The sequence below is a fragment of the Citrobacter sp. wls615 genome, from assembly GCF_005281355.1.
GTDB lineage: Bacteria > Pseudomonadota > Gammaproteobacteria > Enterobacterales > Enterobacteriaceae > Citrobacter > Citrobacter werkmanii.
This window is the reverse complement of the sequence record NZ_SZXM01000008.1, coordinates 42,703-66,611: the sequence shown is the minus strand read 5'-3', so window position 1 is coordinate 66,611 and position 23,909 is coordinate 42,703. Positions and strand designations below refer to the sequence as shown.

Below are 23,909 nucleotides of genomic sequence, written 5' to 3'. Positions count from 1 at the left end.
GATGGACAGAATTCATGGCTATCTCAATCAAGACCCCTGAAGAAATCGAAAAAATGCGCGTCGCTGGCCGTCTGGCGGCGGAAGTACTGGAGATGATCGAACCGTTTATCAAACCGGGCGTCAGCACCGGCGAACTGGATCGCATTTGTAATGACTATATAGTTAATGAGCAGCAGGCCATTTCCGCGTGCCTGGGCTACCACGGTTACCCTAAATCCGTGTGTATCTCGATTAACGAAGTGGTGTGCCACGGGATCCCGGACGACGCGAAGCACCTGAAAGATGGGGATATCGTTAACATCGACGTGACCGTCATTAAAGACGAATTCCACGGCGATACCTCCAAAATGTTTATCGTCGGCAAACCCACCATTCTGGGCGAACGTCTGTGCCGTGTAACGCAGGAAAGCCTGTATCTGGCGCTGCGGATGGTTAAACCGGGCATTCGCCTGCGCACGTTGGGCGCTGCGATTCAGAAATACGCGGAAGGCGAAGGCTTCTCTGTAGTACGTGAATACTGCGGTCACGGTATCGGTCGCGGCTTCCACGAGGAGCCTCAGGTTCTGCACTACGATGCGGACGACGGCGGCGTGGTACTGCAGCCGGGCATGACCTTCACCGTAGAACCAATGCTGAATGCCGGCGATTACCGCATCCGCACTATGAAAGACGGCTGGACGGTGAAAACCAAAGACCGCAGCTTGTCTGCTCAGTACGAGCATACTATTGTGGTAACAGAAAACGGCTGTGAGATCCTGACGTTACGCAAGGATGACACCATCCCGGCGATCATCACACACGACGAATAATGTTTTGCCTGATGGCGATGCATTCGCATCTTATCAGGCCTACAAATTGTACTACTTCGTAGGCCGGATAAGGCGCTCGCGCTGCCATCCGGCTTTTTAATGGGTGGCGCATAATGAATACTCTTCCTGAACAGCACGCAAATACGGCCCTCCCCACCCTGCCTGGCCAACCGCAAAACCCCGGAACCTGGCCACAGCACGATCTCAACTGCGCCGGCATTAAAGCGCATATCGACACGTTCCAGCGCTGGTTAGGCGAAGCGTTTGACAGCGGAATTTCCGCTGAACAGCTCATTGAGGCCCGTACCGAATTTATTGACCAGTTGCTACAGCGCCTGTGGATTGAAGCCGGTTTTGGCCAAATTGCCGACCTGGCGCTGGTTGCCGTTGGTGGTTACGGGCGCGGCGAACTGCACCCGCTTTCCGATATCGACCTGTTGGTCCTCAGCCGTAAAAAGCTCCCTGACGCGCAGGCCGAAAAAGTGGGTGAGCTGTTAACGCTGTTGTGGGACGTGAGGCTGGAGGTGGGCCACAGCGTGCGTACGCTGGAAGAGTGTCTGCTGGAAGGTTTATCAGATTTAACCGTCGCCACCAATCTGATAGAAACACGCCTGCTGATTGGCGACGTGGCGCTGTTTCTTGAGCTACAAAAGCATATTTTTAGCGAAGGTTTCTGGCCGTCCGATAAGTTTTACGCCGCCAAAGTGGAAGAGCAAAATCAACGCCACCAGCGTTATCACGGCACCAGCTACAATCTGGAACCCGATATCAAAAGCAGCCCCGGCGGCCTGCGCGACATCCACACTCTACAATGGGTCGCCCGCCGCCATTTTGGTGCAACCTCACTGGATGAGATGGTTGGTTTCGGTTTTTTGACGCTGGCGGAGCGTGCCGAGCTGAATGAATGCTTGCATATCCTGTGGCGCATACGCTTTGCTCTGCACCTGATCGTGAGTCGTTATGATAACCGCCTGCTGTTTGATCGTCAGCTTAGCGTAGCCCAACGGCTAAACTACGGCGGCGAGGGCAATGAGCCAATCGAGCGGATGATGAAAGACTACTTCCGCGTCACACGACGGGTCAGCGAACTGAACCACATGCTGTTGCAGCTGTTCGACGAGGCGATCCTCGCCATGCCCGCCGACGAAAAGCCGCGTCCGATTGATGACGACTTTCAACTGCGCGGCTCCTTGATTGATCTGCGCAACGATGACCTGTTTATCCGCAAACCTGAAGCGATATTGCGGATGTTTTACATCATGGTGCGTAACAGCGCGATAAGCGGAATTTACTCCACCACCCTGCGCCATTTGCGCCATGCCCGCCGTCATTTAACGCAGCCGCTATGCTACATCCCGGAAGCGCGCTCGCTGTTTCTCAGCATGTTGCGCCATCCGGGCGCGGTGAGCCGCGGCCTGCTGCCGATGCATCGTCACAGCGTGTTGTGGGCCTATATGCCGCAATGGTCGCATATCGTCGGCCAAATGCAGTTTGACCTGTTTCATGCCTATACGGTGGACGAACACACCATTCGCGTAATGCTCAAGCTGGAAAGTTTTGCCAATGAAGATACCCGCCAGCGCCATCCGCTGTGTGTGGATCTGTGGCCGCGCCTGCGGCAGCCGGAGCTAATTCTGATTGCCGCTTTGTTCCATGATATCGCCAAAGGCCGCGGCGGCGATCACTCAGTCCTCGGGGCGCAGGACGTCCTCAAATTCGCCGAATTGCACGGCCTGAACTCCCGCGAAACGCAGCTGATCGTGTGGATGGTGCGCCAGCATTTACTGATGTCAGTCACCGCTCAACGTCGCGATATTCAGGATCCCGAAGTGATTAAGCAATTCGCCGAAGAAGTGCAAACGGAACACCGCCTGCGCTTTTTAGTGTGCCTGACCGTTGCGGATATTTGCGCCACCAACGAAACGCTGTGGAATAGCTGGAAGCAAAGCCTGCTGCGCGAGCTGTACTTTGCCACGGAAAAACAGCTACGCCGTGGGATGCAAAACACGCCGGATATGCGTGAGCGCGTGCGTCACCATCAGCTTCAGGCGTTGGCGTTATTGCGGATGGATAACATTGATGAAGAAGCGCTGCACCATATCTGGTCACGCTGTCGGGCGAACTATTTCGTACGCCACAGTCCAAATCAACTGGCCTGGCATGCGCGTCATCTCTTACAACATGACCTCAAAGAGCCGCTCATTCTGCTTAGCCCGCAGGCAACGCGTGGAGGAACGGAAATCTTTATCTGGAGTCCGGATCGCCCGTATCTGTTTGCCGCCGTTTGCGCCGAACTGGACCGGCGTAATCTGAGCGTCCACGATGCGCAGATTTTCACCACCCGTGATGGGATGGCGATGGATACGTTCATTGTGCTGGAGCCGGACGGCAGCCCGCTGTCGTCAGACCGACACGAAGCGATCCGTTTTGGGCTGGAACAGGCGATCACTCAGCGTAGCTGGCAACCGCCGCAACCGCGTCGCCAGCCGGCAAAATTACGTCATTTCACCGTCGATACCGAAGTGACTTTTCTACCAACTCATACCGATCGAAAATCATTCCTCGAGCTTATCGCTCTCGACCAGCCAGGACTGCTGGCGCGGGTCGGGCAGATTTTTGCCGATCTGGGAATTTCGCTGCATGGCGCCCGAATTACAACTATTGGCGAGCGAGTAGAAGATTTATTCATAATCGCCACCGCCGACCGGCGCGCCCTTAATAATGAGCTGCAGCAGGAAGTGCATCAACGGTTGACAGAGGCCCTCAATCCAAACGATAAAGGGTGATGTTTTTATTTATTATGGAAAGAGTTTAACAATGCAGCAGTTACAGAACGTTATTGAATCCGCTTTCGAGCGCCGTGCCGACATTACTCCGGCAAATGTGGATACCGTAACCCGCGAAGCGGTGAATCAGGTTATTTCTTTACTGGATTCCGGTGCTCTGCGCGTCGCAGAAAAGATTGAGGGTCAGTGGGTCACGCATCAGTGGCTGAAAAAAGCGGTCCTGCTCTCTTTTCGTATTAACGATAATCAGGTTATCGATGGTGCGGAAAGCCGTTACTTCGATAAAGTGCCGATGAAATTCGCCGACTATGACGAAGCGCGCTTTCAGAAGGAAGGTTTCCGCGTGGTTCCGCCTGCGGCCGTGCGTCAGGGCGCGTTTATCGCCCGTAACACCGTGCTGATGCCATCTTACGTAAACATCGGCGCTTATGTTGATGAAGGTACGATGGTTGATACCTGGGCGACTGTCGGGTCCTGTGCGCAAATCGGTAAAAACGTACACCTGTCCGGCGGCGTTGGCATTGGCGGCGTACTGGAGCCGTTACAGGCTAACCCGACCATCATTGAAGATAACTGCTTCATCGGTGCGCGTTCTGAAGTAGTAGAAGGCGTGATCGTCGAAGAAGGCTCCGTTATCTCCATGGGCGTATACATCGGCCAGAGCACCCGTATTTATGATCGCGAAACTGGCGAAGTGCATTATGGCCGCGTTCCGGCGGGCTCCGTTGTCGTTTCCGGCAACCTGCCGTCGAAAGATGGCAAATACAGCCTGTACTGCGCGGTGATAGTGAAAAAGGTTGATGCCAAAACGCGTGGCAAAGTGGGAATCAACGAACTGTTACGCACCATCGACTAACAGCAATTTGAAAAAGCGGGCTTAGCCCGCTTTTTTTACATCTGCGAGTGGCGTAAACAAGGCTTTTCGTTAATTATTCAATGGTTATAGTGAGCTTAAGGGTACCGCTATGTATGACAATCTGAAAAGTCTGGGCATTACTAATCCTGAAGAGATCGATCGTTACAGCCTGCGGCAAGAAGCCAACAACGATATCCTGAAAATCTATTTCCAGAAGGATAAAGGCGAGTTTTTTGCCAAGAGCGTGAAGTTCAAATATCCCCGTCAGCGTAAAACGGTTGTCGCCGATGGCGTCGGCCAGGGTTATAAAGAAGTGCAGGAGATCAGCCCCAACCTGCGCTACGTGATCGATGAACTGGATCAGATCTGCCAGCGCGATCGCAGCGAAGTCGATCTTAAACGTAAGATCCTCGATGATTTACGTCATCTGGAAAGCGTCGTGACCAACAAGATCAGCGAAATTGAAGCCGATCTGGAAAAACTGACGCGTAAATAACCGCGAGTGGATGTATTCGTAGGCCGGGTAAGGCGAAGCCGCCACCCGGCATTTTGCCTGAATCAATGCTGCTCATCTAACTGCAACGCCACATACAGCAGCAGCCTGTCGTCAAAATTCCCCAAATCCAGCCCGGTCAGTTCTGAAATACGATTCAGGCGATATTCCAGCGTATTACGATGAATAAACAATGCCTTTGAGGTCGCCAGCGGCTGAACGTTATGCCGAAACCATGCCGCCAATGTCCGACGCAGCAAGCCGTTATTATCCATTGCTTTTAACCGTACCAACGGACGTGCCAACTCATTGGCCTGCCAGCCGCCGCGCAGGCTGTCCAGCAGTACCGGCAGCATCAGATCCTGATAGAAATAGCTTCGGCTTTCCGGCATCCGCTGCTTACCGACCATCATGGTGGTACGCGCCGTACGATACGAACGGGCAATGCTGCCAGGCCCGGTAAAATAGTTGCCGAGTGAGACGCGAAAACGCAGCTGTCCGTTCTCTTTCATCCGGGTAATAAGCTGTTCAACGCGCTTGCGATGATCTTCGGCATCCCAGCGGCCAAACTGATTGAGCGCGGGTTTCAGCACCACCATCTCAGTCAGGGAAACAATCGCAATCAGATTATTACGCTCTGGCGTGGTCAACGCATTCTGTAATTGCTGTAGTTCAGCCATCGCGCTGTCAACACCAAGCTGACCGCTGTCGACTTCGACTACCGCTACCACGCGCGGCTGGTTCAAATCGATGCCTAAACGCTGCGCCCATTCCATTAGCGCCGGGGTATTTTCTTCCGCCTGGATCAGGTTCATCACCAGCTCTTCGCGCAGACGGCTGTCCTGGGCTAAAAGATGCATCAGACGAGACTGTTCCAGCATCATTTCGGCGGTCATACACACCAATTCGCCGTATTTGCGCAGATGTTCCGGTTCGCCGGTAAGACCGATAACACCAACGATTTCGCCGTCAAGACGCAGCGGCAGATTGATCCCCTGTCGCACACCGTGTAAATGCCGTGCGACCGCATCGTCAATATCGACCACCCGCCCCTGAGAAAGCACCAGCAGCGCGCCTTCGTGCAATTCACCAATTCGTTCGCGATCGCCGCTGCCGATTATCCGCCCACGGGCATCCATTACGTTGATATTGGTATCAATGATGCGCATGGTACGCGACACGATATCCTGCGCCATTTTGGTATCAAGATGCCAGCCAGCCATAAACCCTCCTGTGAGCAGAGCTCAAGCATAAGGAAGATAACAAGCGACAACATTGTGCAAATGCACAAAGCGCAAGAGAGAAGTATGGAGTTGTGGGAGGTATCACAAAAAGAAACCCCTTCCTGTGCAGGAAGGGGTTGAGGGAGATTACTGCATCAACAGATAGATGGAGCTGTCGCCACGCTGAATGTTCAGCGCCAGTACAGCGGGTTTGCTGTCGAGAATTTTGCGCAGTTCGGCGATATTTTTCACCGGTTGCTGGTTAGCACCGATAATCACATCCCCTTTCTTCAGGCCAATCTGTGCAGCCGGAGAATTCGGTTTCACGTCGCTTACCACGACCCCTTTGTCCTGGCCCTTGTTGCTCATATCGGCACCTTCAATGCCTTTGAAGATAGAGCTGGAATCAACCTGGGTCTGGCTGCTCTGCTGCAGTTCCAGATTCACAGTAACAGGCTTACCGTCGCGCAGCAGGCCAAGGTTAATTTTGCTGCCTACCGGCATAGTTCCCACCTGCGCACGCAGTGCGGCAAAGCTGCTGATAGGTTTACCGTTCAGGGAGGTAATCACATCCCCGGCTTTAATACCCGCTTTCGCTGCGGAAGAGTTCGGCATGACCTGGCTGACGAATGCGCCACGCTGGGCGTCAACTTTCATCGCTTTCGCCAGCTCAGAGCTCAGCTCGGTACCCATAATGCCCAGCTCGCCACGTTTAACCTGGCCGAACTCAACCATCTGCGAGGTCAGGTTTTTCACCATGTTGCTTGGGATTGCAAAGCCGATCCCGATATTACCGCCGTCCGGTGCGAGGATCGCGGTATTAATCCCGATCAGCTCACCGTTCAGGTTGACCAGGGCGCCACCGGAGTTACCCCGGTTGATCGCAGCATCGGTCTGGATAAAGTTCTCGTAGTTTTCCGCATTCAGGCCGCTACGGCCCAGCGCAGAAACGATACCGGAGGTAACGGTCTCGCCGAGGCCAAACGGGTTACCAATTGCCACGGTGTAATCACCCACGCGCAGCGCGTCAGAATCTGCCAGCTTAATTGCTGTCAGGTTTTTCGGATCCTGAATCTGGATCAGCGCGATATCGGAGCGCGGATCTTTACCCACGATCTTCGCGTCAAATTTACGTCCATCGCTCAGTTGAACTTTAATCACCGTGGCGTTATCCACCACGTGGTTGTTGGTCACAACATACCCTTTCGCGGCATCAATAATTACGCCGGAGCCCAGCGCCATAAATTTTTGCTGCTGGCCACCGCCGTTGTCAGCGCCCGGTGCGCCGCCCTGGCAGAACGGGGAACTCTGGAACGGAGAACCGTCCTGGCAGAATGGGGAATTATCACCGAAGAACTGCTGGAAATTACGCGGCATGCGCGGCGTATTCACCGTCGTGCTCCCCTCGACGTTAATACTCACCACCGATGGCATCACTTTTTCAAGCATCGGGGCCAGGCTTGGCATCTGTTGGGCGGTCGTTGCTGAAGACGCCGTTTCAGCCGCTGTTGCAGACAAGGGGGACAACGCCAAACCTAAACTCAGAGCCAGTGCACTCATTGCTAATGTGGTTTTTTTCATGTGTTTCGTTCTCGATTAACAGGTAACGCAAAATTGCTGTATACGTCAGAGTCGTTTTATAGCGCTAAGTTCCAGATTTAAGTTTAAGGAAAAAGTAAAATTTTATTGTCGGCCTTTACAAATGATTATTTATTGCTCTACTGCCATCAACCGGCGATATTCATCCCAGGCGTATAAATCTGTCATCCCGCTGATATAATCCTGAATCAAACGACAGCGATAATAATATTCCAGAACAGAAAACTCAGCGCAGCCAACCGATATTTTACTGACCGCCTCAACATAAGCAAGGCGATGGCGAGTGGACAGCTTCTGAAATAACCGGGACTCGATAGGAAAACGTTTTACTCTTTCATTTTCGACCAGTTCAGTAAAATCTGACTGAGTCATTTTTAATAACGGTTGATAGATTTCCAGCAGCCCGCTGATCACCCGATAGCCCTGTAACTCCAGTTGCTCAACGTCTGGGTGGCTAAACACATGTTTTATCGCCACATTTTTATAGACACCCAGCAACTGGCTGAAGCTACTGGCATCTTCTAACAGCGCGTGATTAAAACATCCCTCAAAAATCTGCGGCAAGTTATCGATAAATCGCTGAGCAGCGTACGGCACCAGTTTATTCAATGTATTAACGCGTAAATACATAAAGAACTGATCTTCGGTACTCCGGCTTAATGTATTTGAACGTGATTTCTCCCAGGCGTTCTCTACCACCAGACTGAACAGGGAACCTTTTTCGTGGTGTCCCCACGCCTCATGCAGATGGTGATAAAGTTGCTCGACGCTAAAGATTCTTTTCTCAACGGCATCTTCCAGATCGGCCACGCAATAAGAGATATCATCGGCAGCTTCCATAATCCAGGTTAATGGAAAGCGACTGTAAGGCGCTAATGATAATTCTTTACGTAACCTCTCAATATACAGTTCTTCAGAAAGATAATAGCCTGGTTTCTTCATTAAATAGTTGTGTGTTGCGGGCGCATTACCACGCCACCACGCCGGACGGGTATATTTCAAAATACCGCCAACCTGCGCCCAGGTAAGATTCATGCGCATCAGGGTATGTACCAGACGAATCCCTTGCGCATTACCTTCAAAATGACACAAATCTTGTCGCACCTTACGGCGAATATCATTCAGCGACTCTTCGCCTTCGCGCAAACGTAATGCCGCCACCAGACAGCGGTCATCGCTGAGTGGCTGACTTTCCGCATCTGCGGGATACAGTCGCTGGCGGAACCAGTCATTAATTGCCGCTTCACCAAAGTGACCAAACGGCGGATTGCCAATGTCGTGCATCAGGCAGGACATTTCGACAATACTTTCAAACGGCCCCGTCAGTTCATCCAGGCCATACTGCTCCAGCAACTTTTGCTCTTTTAGTCGGCTGAGGATCTCTTTCGCGATATAGCGGCCAACCTGCTGAACTTCCATTGAGTGCGTTAAACGCGTGCGCACCGCCGCATTACGTTCCAGCGGAAAGACCTGGGTCTTTTGTTGCAGTCGGCGAATTGCCGGAGAATTTATAATACGTCCACGATCGCTTTCGAAAATACGCAGGATCTCATGCTCAGTCTTCACGCCCTGCGGCGAACGGTAACGACGATGCCAGTTTATTTTTTTTCGGAAATCGATCTGTGCCATGTCCTCTCCCGCCTGAGAAATGCGCTACCCCTTAAGCGCATGATAGACTATGCCCTCAAATCTGGCTTATCGCGAGTAAATCTATGAAAATCGGCATCATTGGTGCAATGGAAGAAGAAGTTACGCTACTGCGTGACAAAATCGAAAACCGTCAGACCATCGCTCTCGGCGGTTGTGAAATTTACACCGGCCAACTGAACGGTACTGAGGTTGCGCTACTGAAATCAGGCATCGGTAAAGTCGCTGCTGCACTGGGCGCTACGTTGCTGCTTGAACGCTGCAAGCCGGACGCCATCATTAATACCGGTTCAGCGGGCGGCCTGGCCTCTACGCTGAAAGTCGGCGATATCGTGGTTTCTGATGAAGCGCGCTATCACGATGCCGACGTCACGGCCTTTGGCTATGAATTTGGTCAGCTACCGGGTTGCCCGGCGGGTTTTAAAGCCGATCCTGCACTGATTGCTGCGGCAGAAGCCTGCATTGCAGAACTGAATCTGAATGCTGTCCGTGGGCTTATCGTCAGCGGCGATGCCTTCATTAATGGCTCTGTTGGCCTGGCAAAAATTCAACATAACTTCCCACAGGCGATTGCCGTTGAGATGGAAGCAACCGCGATTGCGCATGTTTGCCACAATTTTAACGTGCCGTTCGTCGTAGTTCGCGCCATCTCTGACGTCGCCGATCAGCAGTCCCATCTCAGCTTTGACGAGTTCCTGGTGGTCGCCGCGAAGCAGTCAAGCCTGATGGTTGAAACGCTGGTACAGAAACTGGCGCATGGCTAAATTACTCTCCAGGGCGCTGGTCGCCCTGCTTTTCACTCTCCCGGCGTTCCTTTACGCCGCACCGCGTGTTGTTACGCTTTCTCCCGCTAATACTGAACTCGCCTTTGCCGCCGGCATTACCCCCGTTGGCGTCAGTAGCTATTCAAATTACCCGCCCGAGGCCAAAAATATTGAAGAGGTCTCAAGCTGGCAAGGCATGAATCTGGAACGCATTGTGGCGTTGAAACCGGATTTGGTCGTCGCCTGGCGCGGAGGAAATGCTGAGCGGCAGGTTAATCAGCTAACCGCGCTGGGCATTAAGGTCGTCTGGGTGGATGCCGTTACCATTGAGCAGGTCGCCGATGCGCTACGCCAGTTGGCGCCATGGAGCCCCAGGCCAGAGCAGGCCAAACAGGCAGCAAAAACGTTGCTTGATGAATATGCTTTACTAAAATCTCAGTATGCCAACAAACCGAAAAAACGCGTGTTTCTCCAGTTTGGGGCGAATCCTCTGTTTACCAGTGGAAAAGGCTCCATTCAACATGAGGTTCTTGAGGTATGCGGTGGAGAAAACATTTTTGCTGGCAGCCGGGTTCCCTGGCCGCAGGTTAGCCGTGAACAGGTCCTGGCAAGAGCGCCGCAGGCTATCGTTGCCACCGGTGGTTCGGGCGAAACGCTGAAAATTGAGCAATACTGGGGAAACCAGCTAAAAATACCCATTATTACACTTAATAGTGACTGGTTCGAACGCGCGAGCCCGCGTATTATCCTCGCCGCAAAACAACTCTGCAATGCGCTTTCACAGGTAAATTAGCGCCTGCCCCCACCAGGTTTGTTGTGAGGATTTAAACATGCTCGTCTATTGGCTGGATATTGTCGGTACCGCGGTATTTGCTATCTCTGGCGTATTGCTTGCCGGTAAACTGCGTATGGATCCGTTCGGCGTTCTGGTCTTAGGCGTGGTAACAGCCGTCGGTGGCGGGACGATCCGCGATATGGCGCTGGATAACGGACCGGTGTTTTGGGTTAAGGATCCTACCGATCTGGTGGTGGCGATGATCACCAGCATGCTGACGATCCTGCTGGTGCGTCAGCCCCGACGGTTGCCGAAGTGGATCCTGCCGGTGCTGGATGCCGTTGGTCTGGCGGTATTCGTGGGCATTGGCGTCAACAAAGCTTTTATAGCCGGAACAGGGCCTCTGGTGGCGATTTGTATGGGAGTGATTACCGGCGTTGGCGGTGGGATCATTCGTGACGTATTAGCCCGTGAAGTACCGATGATTTTGCGCACCGAAATCTACGCGACAGCCTGCATTATCGGCGGGATCGTACATGCGACCGCGTTTTATACCTTTGATATTTCACTGGAAAACGCCAGTATGATGGGGATGATTGTCACCCTGCTGATTCGGCTGGCCGCCATTCGCTGGCATTTGAAATTGCCGACGTTTGCGCTGGATGATAACGGACGTTGATATGACGATACAGAACATGTAGGCCGGATAAGGCGTTTACGCCGCCATCCGGCACATTGCCCGGTGGCGCTGCGCTTACCGGGCCTACAACATCAGACCATCAGTATTACAGACAGCAATCAGATGCTGAAAGAAGAACCACACCCGCAGGTGCTTTTAGCATTCGGGTTAGTCACAACGAAGCGGGAACCTTCCAGACCTTCGGTATAGTCAACCGAACCACCCACCAGATATTGCAGGCTCATCGGATCAACCACCAGACCAACACCTTGTTTTTCAATGGTCATGTCACCATCGTTCACCTGATCATCAAAGGTGAAACCATACTGAAAACCACTGCAACCACCGCCGGTGATATACACGCGTAATTTCAGGTTCGGGTTATCTTCGTCAGCGATCAGGCTTTTTACTTTATTGGCTGCTGCTTCAGTAAATTGCAGTGGCAGCGCTACGTCATCACTCATATTTTGCTCCAAACGACATTGGCAATTGGGCAAATTATAACCCAATGGTTAAAGCCATTATCTAATACCCTGGTATTTCGTTCAAGTATTCTCGCCAGCGGCGGTACCCTGGCTTTTTGCCGCCTGCTCCGCTTCCTGTTTTGCCAGCGTGCGGGCAAGGATAGTCGAGTATAGCGGCTTTCCGCCCATAAATTGGGCTAATAGTGTTGCGCCAAGACAGGTAATAATCATTGGCAAAATGAGCTGATAGTTATCGGTCATCTCCAGCACCAGCACAATACCGGTGAGCGGCGCCCTTACCGACGCCGCCAACAATGCCCCCATTCCGGCGATGGCGAAGGTCCCGGCCTCGAGGTGATAATGCGGAAAGGAGGCCGCTGCGGCCATACCGAACGCGGTACCAAGCAGCGTGCCCAACGCCAGCATCGGGGCAAAAATCCCACCAGGCGCACCGGACGAGAAGCACAGCAGCGTGGTAATAACCCGGGTAATAAAGATAAACAGCAGCAGACCGACGCTAAAATTGCCTGCCGCAGCAATCGGGATCAGGTTAAACCCGCCACCTGCCGCTTCAGGTTTAATTAATCCAAGGATCCCGCACAGGCCGCCAATCGCACCGCCCATGAGCACCCATTTTTTAATCTCGCCACCGTGGAAACGCTGGAACATGTCCTGGGTACGCAACACCATGGTATTAAACAATGGTCCGACGCAGCCAAAAATAATCCCCAGCACCAGATACAGCCACAGCGTATTCACCGGCGCATTGGAGAGCTTGCCAACTTCAATAATCGGGGCTTCACCGTTGAAAACGCGAAACACAATGCTCGACATGATGACGCCGGTAAACACGGCTTTGATCGACACGAGGTTATAGCGAAACTGTGGACGCATCTCTTCAATAATGAACAGGATCCCCGCCAGAGGAGCATTAAACGCCGCCGACAAGCCCGCTGCAGCACCGGTAGCCAGCAGGGTATGCCGCGCTTCGGCGCTGCGCATACGGAAAATATCCAGCACCATGCGTCCAATGTTGCCACCAATCTGCACGGTCGGCCCTTCTCGCCCGAGCACCATCCCAGCGCCCAGAGTGCCCATACCGCCGATAAATTTCACCGGCAGAACGCGCCACCAGCGCACGGGTCGTAACTCTTCCAAAGCGCCTTCAATCTCTGGGATCCCCGAACCGCCCGCTTCCGGTGCAAATTTACGCACCAGAAAATAGCCGACCATCGCCAGCAATGCAGAGAGGATAAACGCCAGCGGCCACAGCAGAATGGCATGGTCCGCAACCTGAGCCAGCGCGCCTATGCGCTGATTCTGCACCCAGGTCACCGCTTTCTCAAAGGCTACGCCCACTAGTCCCGTCACGGTCCCCACTACCGCGGCCATCAAGAGGATCGCCAACGGCGTTTTGTCTCGTTCCAGGAGTCGACGGATTTGATCCCTGCGGCGTAAACGCACAATTTGTTGTGCTTCAAAAGAGGGAGTGTCTGTCTTCATCAGATGATCATTAATTGGTAATACAAATACGGAATCGGCATTCTACTCGCACATTTCACGAAAATCCCCTGCAAATCGCATTGTTTCAATTGCGTAAAACTTTCATAACCTTCTCTGAATAACTAGAATAGCGGGCATTTACTTTTTCTACGAACCAGGACCCCATCCATGAGTAAGTCTGAAAATCTCTACAGCGCAGCACGCGAACTTATCCCCGGCGGCGTTAACTCCCCCGTTCGCGCCTTTACTGGCGTGGGTGGTACTCCGCTGTTTATCGAAAAAGCGGACGGCGCGTATCTGTACGATGTCGATGGTAAAGCCTATGTCGACTACGTCGGTTCCTGGGGACCGATGGTACTGGGTCACAACCATCCGGCAATCCGTAATGCGGTGATTGAAGCCGCAGAACGCGGTTTAAGCTTCGGCGCGCCAACCGAGATGGAAGTGAAAATGGCGGAGCTGGTCACTGAACTCGTGCCGACCATGGACATGGTGCGCATGGTGAACTCCGGTACGGAAGCGACAATGAGCGCCATCCGTCTGGCGCGCGGTTTTACCGGTCGCGATAAGATCATCAAATTTGAAGGCTGCTACCACGGCCATGCTGACTGCCTGCTGGTCAAAGCCGGTTCCGGCGCGTTAACGCTGGGCCAGCCGAACTCCCCTGGCGTTCCAGCTGATTTCGCGAAACACACCCTGACCTGCACCTATAACGATCTCTCTTCAGTGCGTGCAGCGTTTGAACAGTACCCGCAGGAGATCGCCTGTATCATCGTTGAGCCGGTCGCCGGCAACATGAACTGCATCCCGCCGCTGCCAGAATTCCTGCCAGGCCTGCGTGCATTGTGCGATGAGTTTGGCGCGCTGTTGATTATCGATGAAGTGATGACCGGTTTCCGCGTGGCACTGGCCGGTGCTCAAGATTATTACGGCGTTGTTCCGGACCTGACCTGCCTGGGTAAAATCATCGGTGGCGGGATGCCCGTTGGCGCATTCGGTGGCCGTCGTGATGTGATGGACGCGCTGGCGCCGACCGGTCCGGTTTACCAGGCGGGTACGCTGTCCGGTAACCCGATTGCAATGGCGGCGGGCTTTGCTTGTCTGACCGAAGTGGCGCAACCGGGTATTCATGAAACGCTGAACGAACTGACAACGCGTCTGGCGGAAGGTCTGTTGGAAGCGGCCAAAGACGCCAATATTCCGCTGGTGGTTAACCATGTGGGCGGGATGTTCGGGATTTTCTTCACCGATGCAGAAACCGTGACCTGCTATCAGGATGTGATGGCATGCGACGTTGAACGCTTTAAGCGTTTCTTCCACATGATGCTGGATGAAGGGATTTACCTGGCGCCGTCCGCCTTCGAAGCGGGCTTTATGTCTGTGGCGCACAGTGAAGAAGATATCAATAACACCATCGACGCCGCGCGTCGGGTGTTTGCGAAACTGTAAAAGAGAACGTACAGAAACAACGTAGGCCGGGTAAGGCGAAGCCGCCACCCGGCTTTTTTATTGCCGGATGGCGACGCGAGCGTCTTATCCTGCCTACATGAAAAGAATCAGCCTCAGCGGCTCTGCTTTCTCAGCAGATAGATAAAGTACGGCGCGCCGATAAATGTCGACAGTAATCCCGCCGGGATCTGATACGGAAACAGCACCATTCTGCCGCACCAGTCGGCAAAGACCAGCAGCACGCCTCCCGCCAGCGCCGAAATCAGTATATGCGGCATCGCCCGGCGAAAACCCATCATGCGAGCAATATGCGGCGCCATCAGCCCGACAAAGCTCAACGGCCCAATCGTCATGGTTGCTGTCGCCGTCAATCCCGCCGCCAACAGCAGTAACCCCACGCGTGACGGCGTCAACGCCATACCGACCGCCCGCGCCGTATCGCCGCCGAGCGGTAAAATCGTCAACCAACGACGGCACAGCGGCGTCAGCACCAGCAAGAAAACCATCACTATCCCGGTACGCAATACCTGCTCGCCTGTCGCGTTATAGGTTGAGCCAGAGATCCAGGTCAACACGCCCGCCATGCGCGGGTCGCCGCTGGCCTGCAGCATCATCAGCAGCATTGTAAACGCCGTGCTGAGCGCCATCCCTGCCAGCAGCATACGGTGCGGCGAAAAACCGCCGCGCCCGGCGGCAACCATGATGATAAGCAGAGTGACTGCCGCTCCGAGGCTCCCGGCGGGGAGTAGCCAGCCAAAGGCATTGCCGGGCACCAGAAACAGCATGAGCACTACGCCAAATGCCGCGCCGGAGCTAATACCCAGGACTTCCGGGCTGGCCATTGGATTTCCGGTCAGACGCTGAATAATACAGCCCGCAACCGCCAGCATCACTCCGGCAATCAGCGCCGCCAGAATACGTGGCCAGCGCCAGGGCATCAGTTCATCAAGCATCACGCCGCTGGCCCATGTCCAGCCGTGTGCATCACGTCCGAACGACAACGCCACGACAACCGCCAGCAGTAAAATCGCACCGCCCGCCAGCGCAAACATCAGTACATTTTGACGCTCAGCGGCGATGCGGTTGCTGGCATTCATATCCGGTGCGCTCATGCTTTTAAGGCGCGGCAGCAGCCACAGCAGCAGCGGCGCGCCAACCAGTGCCGTCACCGAGCCGGTGGAGACTTCCATCCAGACGCGGGTTAGCCACAGAATGATTTGATCGGAGAGCCAGAGGATCAGCGCGCCAATCAACGGGGCCAGCAACAGACGCGCCAGTAAGCGCCGGGCACCGAGCATTTTTGCCAGCAGCGGCGCAAACAGACCGATAAAACCGATAATTCCGACGGCGTTAACCAGCAAGGCGCTGATGACAATCGCCAGCGTCAGTGCCGCCAGACGCGCCAGCGATAGCGCCAGCCCAAGGTTGCGCGCCACGCCGTCATCCAGCCCCATCAGCGTCATTGGGCGTAATAACAGCAGCGTCAACATCACGCCGCCCAGCAGTTGCGGCCACAAACGCTGAACGCCACTCCAGTCGGTTTGCGTCAGCGAGCCACTGCTCCATAAAAACATGCTTTGCAGCTGATCGTGATGGAAGAGCACCATCAACTGGTTAATCGCCCCGCAGTACAGGCTGACCACCAGACCGGCAAGGATTAGCGTCACGGGGGAAAGACGTTTGCCCCAGGCAACGCCAAACACCAGCGCGCCAACGATACAGGCCCCTGCCAGCGCCGCAAATTGCGCGGTCAGCGCCCCCGGAATCGCCCACAGCGTCGTGACCGTAATACCTAACTGCGCCCCGGTTGCGACACCTAACGTAGTGGGTTCTGCCAGTGGGTTACGCAGCACCTGCTGGAACAACACGCCGACCAGGCCCAGCCCGGCACCGACCAACAGCGAAATTGCCAACCTCGGCAGCAAGCTGTAGTGGAAAACCATCTGCTCAATAGCATTGATATCCGGTGACCAGATAGCCTGTTGCCACTGACTGCGCGGTAGCGCAACAGAGAAGTTAACCCAGGTCAGCCAGCAGGCAGCGACAAACAGAACCGCCAGAAGAAGCGTTGGGAACAGCGCAATTCGTTTACTCACGCTTTGCCTCCCAGCGCATTATCCAGAATGCGGGCAAAATGCATCGCGGACAGCGTTGCGCCATAAAACCAGACGGCAGGCACGCGCTGAAAACGTCCGTCACGGACAAACGGCATCGCCTGCCATAATGGCGTAGACATCAGCGCAGCCATCTCTTTATCGTTGCCGTGATCAAAGCACAGCACATCAACATCCTTATAAGCAGCCAGACGGTCAATACTCACAGCAGTGCTGCCCCAGAAGTTGGTTTCTCCCTGCCAGGCGTTGTGGATCCCATATTCGTCCAGCACCTCCTGAAACAGGCTGTTCGGCCCAAACACCAGCATATGCCGCGAATCAAGCAGGGATGTCAGGAGCACGGGGCGCGCGCCACGTTGCATAAAGCGCGGTTTCAGGCTGGCGATAAAACGATCGTACTCGGCCAGATGGCGTTCAGCGGAGGCTGACAGATTCAGCAATTGCGCCATTTCCTGCAGCGATTTTCGCGCAACGGCCAGCGGCTTTTTGCCATCACTGAAATTAAATCCCTGCCCGGGGGCAATCCGCGCGAGCTTTTCGGGGGCGGGGCCATAACCAGCCGACCACACCAGAAACGAGGGCTTCATTTCGGTCAGCAGTTCGAGATTGGGTTCCGTACGTAGCCCGACGTCAATCACCGACTCCGGCAATGGAGGCTCATTGACCCACAGCTTGTAGTTAGGGATATCGGCAATGCCATACGGCGTAATACCCAGCGCCAGCAATAGCTCTACCGGTAACCATTCCAGCGCCACAATACGCTGTGGATCAATCGCCGCCGCGTGCGCCGTATTCATCCGCCACAGCAGCGGCGACAGCGCCATCGCCGTCAGCAGCCGCCGACGGGTAATATGAGGTAATCCGATCATTAATAGACAAAACTCACGGGTGCGGCACCGGCCGGATGCGGCAAAATGCCCATCGGGATGCCGTAAATCTGTTCCAGCGTTTCACTGCGCATCAGTTCAGCCGGCGTTCCTTGCGCAATCATTTCACCGCCGCGCAGCGCAACTAAGTAATCGCAATAGCGGGCCGCCATGTTGATATCGTGTAGCACCGCAACCACCGTCAGCCCACGCTGATGGCTTAAGCGATGCACCAGCGCCAGCACGTCAACCTGATGGGCGATATCCAGCGCGGAGGTCGGTTCGTCAAGTAGCAGACAGCGGCTGTCCTGCGCCACCAGCATGGCGATCCACGCACGCTGGCGTTCCCCACCGGACAGGCTATCGACCAGACGATGCGCTAAAGGTTTTAAGCCCACCAACGAAATGGCTTCTTCTACTTTCTCCCGGTCAGCCACACCAAACCGTCCCAGCGCGCCATGCCACGGGTAGCGGCCAATGGCCACCAGCTCGCGGACGGTCATCCCTTCAGCCTGCGGCAGTTGCTGCGGCAGGTAAGCAACCTTGCGGGCAAACGCTTTACTGCTCCAGCTCTCCAGCGGCTGGTCGTCTAGCAGGATTTCGCCTTCTGACGGCGGCTGATGACGTCCCAGCATTTTCAGTAACGTCGATTTTCCGGAACCGTTGTGACCGATAAGTCCTGTCACTTTTCCCACAGGAAACGTTAACGAGAGGGGATGCAAAAGCGTGCGCCCTGGCACACGAAAGGAGACATTACGCAACGCAAAAGTGGTGTCGGGATGGGATCTGTTTTCCTGCATAGCAGCCAACTTGTAAAACGGGCACGCAAAGCGTGCCCAAAGAGAAATTAGAAACGGAAGGTTGCGGTTGCAACGACCTGACGTTCTGCGCCCCAGAAGCAGCCATAGGTATCAAAGCAGCTGGCAACGTATTCACGGTCAAACAGATTAGTAACGTTAACCGCAACGCTGGAACCTGCCATACCGAGACGAGCGAGATCGTATTTAACGACGGCATCCATCACGGTTGAGCTACCCACCTTGAAAGTATTTCCAGGATCACCATAGCTAGAACCGACATAACGGCCACCGGTTCCCAGCGTTAACCCAGATAACGGGCCTTCGTAGAAGGTGTAATCCCCCCACAGAGAGGCCATGTTTTTTGGTACCTGAACAGGTGTTTTACCTTTAAGCGTCGTGTCTTCTGTATATTCCGCATCGGTATATGTATAAGACGCTGTCAGGTTAATGTTCGCATTCACTGCGGCTTTTGCTTCTAATTCAACGCCACGAGAACGTATTTCACCCGCCGGAACCTGCGCATACGGGTTAAGCGGGTCGGTAGTCAGGTTATTCGTTTTCGTCAGCTCATATACCGCGGCAGTAACAACAACGGGCAGATCTTTTGGAATATATTTCACGCCAGCTTCATATTGCTTACCTTTTGACGGTGCATACGCAACGTTGTCGGCAGGAGTTGCTGCCCATGCTTTAGAAGGGTTCGGCTCAAAAGATTCGCTGTAGCTGAAGTATGGCGTAATACCATTGTCGAAGAGATAGTTAATCCCGCCGCGCCAGGTGAACTGCTCATCGTTACGCTCAACTTTCTGATTACTGGAACGAATAGTGGTTGCCTGCTGAGACCAGTCATAGCGGCCTCCCAGTGTTGCAACCCATTTATTCCATTCCAGTTGGTCCTGTACATACACGCCAGTTTGGTGCTGCGTGTTAAGCTGGAACGGTTTCGCGTCAGGGAAATCAACATCTTCATACACCGGATTATTCATATCTAAAGGCGGTGCACTTCCGTAGGCGTTATCAATATCGTTTCGCAGACGCGAATAGTCGACGCCGGTGAGCAGAGTGTGTCCAACATCTCCCGTCGCGAACTTGCTTTCCAATTGAGTATCTACGCCAAAATCATTATAGCGTTCATCGGCGACGATAATCTGACGAGTCAATTGATTACCCACTGCGCCGAAACCGTACACACTCTGTTGAGAGGTTTTGATTTGGCTATAACGTAAATTTTGACGCACAGTGAAGGTATCATCAAAACTGTGTTCAAAGCTGTAACCAACCATTCGCTCATAACGCGAATAGGTATTGTTCGGCGCATAATCCGTAAAGCTCACTGGCAAACGGGAACCATCAGGTAACGGATCGACCGTACCTTGTTTCGGCAACCAGCCGTAATAGCCCGTTGACGGTTCATTCTGAATGTTTGCTCGCAGAGTCAGGTTGGTTCGGTCATCAGGCTTCCAGCTAAACACTGGAGCAATGGCATAACGCTTCTGCTTCGCGAAATCCTGTTGTTCGTCATTAGAACGAGCCAACCCTGTCAGGCGGTATGAGTACACGCCGTCGTCATCCAGGGAATCGCTGAAATCAAAACCGGTTTGGAACAGATTATCCGAACCCATTTTGAATTGAATTTCTTTTAACGGCTCTGATGTCGGGCTTTTGCTGACCATGGAGATCAAGCCGCCCGGATTACTTTTCCCGTAAAGAACAGATGTTGGCCCGCGCATAAGCTCGACGCGTTCAAGCATGTAAGGATCAACAACGGCAGAGCTGTAGTAATCACCCTGTAGCTTGACACCATCAAGGTAATTGTTTGGTGTGGGCCCTGGCGTATAGAAGCCACGAATAATCACGAAATCATAAGTACTGGAAGCGCCACGCGTAGAAACAGCAGCTCCGGGCGTATAGGCCAAAGCCTCTTTCACCGACCCAGGCTGATGCATATCCATCTCTTCACGCGTCACTACCGAAACAGACTGCGGCGTCTTTTCGATAGGCGTATCCGTTTTGGTGGCGGTGGCAGAACGCTTCGCGGCAATCGTCGGCGAAGGTCCCCATGCGCTTTCTTGTGCGGCAGGCGCTGCGGTTACGGTGATAGTTTCTTCTTTCGGTTGAACCGCCGCCTGTGCATAGACAGACATGCCGCTAACCGCTGTGGCTACCACTACTGCAATTTTACGCAGCGAGGAGTTTGGCTGAGCAGTTTTAAGACGCGCCATTGGTATTTCTCTGATGAAAGTGAATGATAACGTAAACGAGAATTATTATTATAACGAGAGCATAATATTCGAAACGCTGTTGCAAGCGCAAGCAATACGCGTCCCTACTAAAACTAAGGGGTTAAGAAATAACCAGATGAAAAGAAAGGGTTAATAAATTAGGCTGGCAGGAGGCGTTACGCCCTTGCACAGTAGGCCTGATAAGCGTAGCGCCATCAGGCAAAACAATGGCGGATAGTTGAATAGCAGTGTGAGTATCTTGCGCGAATAAAGAAAAACCCGCCGAAGCGGGTTTTTAGGCAGGCGTTAGTTACCGCCAAACATCTCTTTAATCCAACCGGCCACGCCATCGCCGTCCTTCTTCTCTTGTTGCGGCGGTTGCTGCTGTTGAGGCTGCTGTTGCTGCGGCTGCTGAGAAGATTGATCGAACGGATTACCCGACTGCTGCAACATCTCACCTTGTTGACACAGTGAATCCGGATCGGTGGTCCATACCGGAAGCGTACGCATCCCGCCGCTGCAAACGAAGTTACCGTCGTAGTCTACGCCCATATCCACCACATCCTCCGGCGGCGTCAGCACCAGCGGTGTCGGGGTCTGGTTGGCCAGGTAACGCTGGTAAATCGACATCGCGCCGCTGGCACCGTACAGCTTGGTTGGCTGGTTGTTATCGCGGCCCACCCAGGTGATGGTCACCTGGCTGCCGTCGATCCCGGCGAACCAGGTATCGACGTTGTTGTTGGTGGTCCCGGTTTTACCTGCCAGATGCAGCCCAGGATACTTCGCGCCAAGCTGGCGGCCCGTACCACGCTGAACCACCTGCTGCATGGTCCACAGCGTCATATACGCCGCCTGCGCCGGAACGGCACGCTCAGCCTGCGGGAAGCTCTGGTACAACACCGTGCCATCTTCGGCAATCACCGAGCGCAGCGCCGACAGCGGCGCGCGGTTCCCGCCGCTGGCGATAGTCTGGAACGCCTGCGCCACTTCGATTGGCGTCAGGTTCAGCGCCCCCAGCAGCATAGCCGGAACCGGGTTAAGCTGATCTTTCGGCGCCCCCAGCTTCAGCCAGGTATCGGTTACAGCGGGCAGGCCCAGCGCCATCCCCAGATTTACCGTGGGTACGTTCATTGAGCGCGTTAACGCGTCCACCAGCATCACTTTACCGCTTTCGCTATAGCGACGGTCATCGTTCTGCGGTGACCACACCTGACCGTTCGGCTGACGCAGCGCAATTGGCGCATCGGCAATCCAGGTATTCAGGCGGTACAGCTTCGGCTGGCTAAGTGCCGTCAGATAGGTCGCCGGCTTCGCCAGAGAACCAATTGAACGACGCGCCTGCATCGCACGGTTATAGCCCGCAAACTGCGGCTCTGCCCCGCCGACCATGGCGCGAACTTCGCCGCTAAAGCGATCAACCACCACAATCGCGGTTTCCAGATCGCTCAGCTTACGTTGTTTCTTCAGCACCGGAATGCCTTCCACCGCCGCTTTTTCTGCGGCATCCTGCGCCACGGAATCAAAGGTGGTGAAAATTTTCACACCGGAGAGATCTTTAACTTTATCGCCCAGCTTCGCCTGTAGCTCCTGACGCACCATCTGCATAAACGCTGGCTGTGGTGAAATCACCCCGCCGCGCGGTTGCACGCCTAACGGACGCGCGCTCAGCATGTCATACAGATCCTGGTCGATAATCTGCTGCTGTTGCAGCAGACGCAGCACCAGGTTACGACGCTCCAGCGCCAGCTTCGGGTTACGCCACGGGTTATAAATCGACGCCCCTTTCACCATCCCAACCAGCAGGGCCTGTTGGTCGAGACTCAACTCTTCAACCGGACGTCCGAAGTAATACAGGCTCGCCAGCGGGAAGCCACGGATCTCATTGTCACCGCTTTGACCGAGATAGACTTCGTTCATGTACAGCTCAAGAATACGGTCTTTGCTGTAACGCGCGTCCATGATCAGCGCCATATAGGCTTCGTTGGCTTTACGCCAGTAGGAGCGCTCGCTGGAGAGGAACAGGTTCTTCACCAACTGCTGGGTCAGCGTACTGGCCCCTTGTACCGTACGACCTGCCGTCAGGTTCGCCAGCACTGCACGGCCAATGGAATAGAGACTGATCCCGTCGTGTTCATAGAAGTGACGGTCTTCTGTCGCTAACAGCGTGTCCACCAGCAGATCCGGGAAGCCGCTACGCGGGACAAACAGGCGCTGCTCGCCGTTAGGTGAAGAGAGCATGGTGATCAGACGCGGATCGAGACGGAAGAAACCGAACTGGCGGTTGTTATCCATATTCTCGATGGTGTCCAGATGATCGCCGTCAAAGGTCAGACGCGCGCGCACCTGCCCTTCTTTGCTGTCCGGGAAGTCAAACGGGCGACGAATCATCTCAATGCTCTTCGCCTGTACGGTGAATTCGCCCGGACGCGTCATCTTCGTCACCTGACGATACTGCGTGGCCTCCAGCAGCTTCACCATCTCATTCTTGCCGATGGGCATTTCTGGCTCAAGGTTAACCATGCGGCCATACACCGCCGCCGGAAGTTGCCAGACTTTGCCATCAATACGGCTACGAATTTTTTGGTCCAGATACACGCCGTAAATGGCGATCAGCACCAAAAAGACAATCGACAGTTTTACCAGCAGCCAGAACCAGCCGCGCTTACCACGAGGCTTACGCCCTTTGCCCTTACCCTTACGCGGCATCGGTTCTTCATCCTCATAGTCATCATCATAATCGTCGTCATACTCTTCATCTCTGAGTTGACGACGGCTCACCTTTTGTTTTACCGGACGCGATGGTTTCCCTTTACGTCCAATTGGCTCGCGGTCATTCCCCGCCATGCTTTTTCTCCGCAAC

Annotated in this window: 18 protein-coding genes and 1 pseudogene; 8 read left to right on the top strand and 11 right to left on the bottom strand. The window is 54.1% G+C overall.

The genetic code is table 11. The features are described from left to right. Positions 1-14: 14 nt before the first annotated feature. The 4 genes from map to FDX04_RS03710 all read left to right on the top strand — a co-directional run bounded on the left by map (position 15) and on the right by FDX04_RS03710 (position 4,947). Positions 15-809, top strand: a complete 795-nt coding sequence (gene map / locus FDX04_RS03725) for a type I methionyl aminopeptidase (protein ID WP_038637400.1) — start codon at positions 15-17, stop codon at positions 807-809. 113 nt (positions 810-922) lie between these two features. Further along, the gene (gene glnD / locus FDX04_RS03720) at positions 923-3,595 is read left to right on the top strand and encodes a bifunctional uridylyltransferase/uridylyl-removing protein GlnD (RefSeq protein WP_137360287.1); all 2,673 of its coding nucleotides are present in this window, start codon (positions 923-925) and stop codon (positions 3,593-3,595) included. Positions 3,596-3,626: 31 nt separating this feature from the next. Then, entirely contained in the window at positions 3,627-4,451 is an 825-nt protein-coding gene (dapD, locus tag FDX04_RS03715; RefSeq protein ID WP_006686779.1) for a 2,3,4,5-tetrahydropyridine-2,6-dicarboxylate N-succinyltransferase, read from the top strand. Positions 4,452-4,560: 109 nt separating this feature from the next. Continuing rightward, positions 4,561-4,947, top strand: coding sequence for a DUF3461 family protein (locus FDX04_RS03710; RefSeq protein WP_003018562.1), 387 nt, complete (start codon positions 4,561-4,563; stop codon positions 4,945-4,947). Positions 4,948-5,009: 62 nt separating this feature from the next. On the opposite strand, the gene cdaR is transcribed toward FDX04_RS03710, so the two are convergent. The 3 genes from cdaR to dgt all read right to left on the bottom strand — a co-directional run bounded on the left by cdaR (position 5,010) and on the right by dgt (position 9,395). Next, entirely contained in the window at positions 5,010-6,167 is a 1,158-nt protein-coding gene (gene cdaR / locus FDX04_RS03705; RefSeq protein WP_137360286.1) for a DNA-binding transcriptional regulator CdaR, read from the bottom strand. Positions 6,168-6,314: 147 nt separating this feature from the next. Further along, positions 6,315-7,748, bottom strand: coding sequence for a serine endoprotease DegP (gene degP, locus FDX04_RS03700; protein WP_005132129.1), 1,434 nt, complete (start codon positions 7,746-7,748; stop codon positions 6,315-6,317). Positions 7,749-7,877: 129 nt separating this feature from the next. Further along, positions 7,878-9,395 (bottom strand): dGTPase, encoded by a 1,518-nt coding sequence (dgt, locus tag FDX04_RS03695; protein WP_042312189.1) that lies wholly within the window; start codon positions 9,393-9,395, stop codon positions 7,878-7,880. Positions 9,396-9,478: 83 nt separating this feature from the next. On the opposite strand from dgt, the gene mtnN reads away from it, so the two are divergent. Genes mtnN through FDX04_RS03680 form a run of 3 tightly spaced genes read left to right on the top strand, consistent with a single transcriptional unit; the run spans position 9,479 to position 11,631 of the window. After that, positions 9,479-10,177, top strand: coding sequence for a 5'-methylthioadenosine/S-adenosylhomocysteine nucleosidase (gene mtnN, locus FDX04_RS03690; protein ID WP_042312191.1), 699 nt, complete (start codon positions 9,479-9,481; stop codon positions 10,175-10,177). Then, complete coding sequence (gene btuF, locus FDX04_RS03685; protein WP_137370452.1) at positions 10,170-10,970, top strand: vitamin B12 ABC transporter substrate-binding protein BtuF; 801 nt, start codon at positions 10,170-10,172, stop codon at positions 10,968-10,970. Before mtnN ends, btuF begins: the two co-directional genes overlap by 8 nt. A 37-nt stretch (positions 10,971-11,007) precedes the next feature. Beyond that, a complete protein-coding gene (locus tag FDX04_RS03680) occupies positions 11,008-11,631 on the top strand; it encodes a TRIC cation channel family protein (protein ID WP_137360284.1) in 624 nt (207 codons plus the stop codon). Between the two features lie 119 nt (positions 11,632-11,750). Here the strand turns inward: FDX04_RS03680 and erpA are convergent, their stop codons facing one another. From erpA to clcA, 3 genes and pseudogenes are all read right to left on the bottom strand, one after another. Beyond that, complete coding sequence (erpA, locus tag FDX04_RS03675; RefSeq protein ID WP_006686771.1) at positions 11,751-12,095, bottom strand: iron-sulfur cluster insertion protein ErpA; 345 nt, start codon at positions 12,093-12,095, stop codon at positions 11,751-11,753. Beyond that, positions 12,088-12,153: pseudogene (yadW, locus tag FDX04_RS24280) on the bottom strand (small protein YadW). The gene erpA and the pseudogene yadW overlap by 8 nt, the downstream one beginning before the upstream one ends. A 23-nt stretch (positions 12,154-12,176) precedes the next feature. Continuing rightward, positions 12,177-13,598, bottom strand: coding sequence for a H(+)/Cl(-) exchange transporter ClcA (gene clcA / locus FDX04_RS03670; RefSeq protein ID WP_042312194.1), 1,422 nt, complete (start codon positions 13,596-13,598; stop codon positions 12,177-12,179). Between the two features lie 168 nt (positions 13,599-13,766). On the opposite strand from clcA, the gene hemL reads away from it, so the two are divergent. Beyond that, a complete protein-coding gene (hemL, locus tag FDX04_RS03665; RefSeq protein ID WP_137360283.1) occupies positions 13,767-15,047 on the top strand; it encodes a glutamate-1-semialdehyde 2,1-aminomutase in 1,281 nt (426 codons plus the stop codon). 113 nt (positions 15,048-15,160) lie between these two features. Here the strand turns inward: hemL and fhuB are convergent, their stop codons facing one another. The 5 genes from fhuB to mrcB form a co-directional block, all read right to left on the bottom strand. Continuing rightward, a complete protein-coding gene (gene fhuB, locus FDX04_RS03660) occupies positions 15,161-17,143 on the bottom strand; it encodes a Fe(3+)-hydroxamate ABC transporter permease FhuB (protein ID WP_137370451.1) in 1,983 nt (660 codons plus the stop codon). Beyond that, positions 17,140-18,030, bottom strand: a complete 891-nt coding sequence (gene fhuD, locus FDX04_RS03655; protein WP_137370450.1) for a Fe(3+)-hydroxamate ABC transporter substrate-binding protein FhuD — start codon at positions 18,028-18,030, stop codon at positions 17,140-17,142. Before fhuD ends, fhuB begins: the two co-directional genes overlap by 4 nt. After that, a complete protein-coding gene (gene fhuC / locus FDX04_RS03650; protein ID WP_137360280.1) occupies positions 18,030-18,827 on the bottom strand; it encodes a Fe3+-hydroxamate ABC transporter ATP-binding protein FhuC in 798 nt (265 codons plus the stop codon). The genes fhuD and fhuC overlap by 1 nt, the downstream gene beginning before the upstream one ends. Before the next feature lie 47 nt (positions 18,828-18,874). Beyond that, complete coding sequence (gene fhuA, locus FDX04_RS03645; RefSeq protein ID WP_137370449.1) at positions 18,875-21,049, bottom strand: ferrichrome porin FhuA; 2,175 nt, start codon at positions 21,047-21,049, stop codon at positions 18,875-18,877. A gap of 306 nt (positions 21,050-21,355) precedes the next feature. After that, positions 21,356-23,893, bottom strand: coding sequence for a bifunctional glycosyl transferase/transpeptidase (mrcB, locus tag FDX04_RS03640; protein ID WP_137360278.1), 2,538 nt, complete (start codon positions 23,891-23,893; stop codon positions 21,356-21,358). Positions 23,894-23,909: the final 16 nt, after the last annotated feature.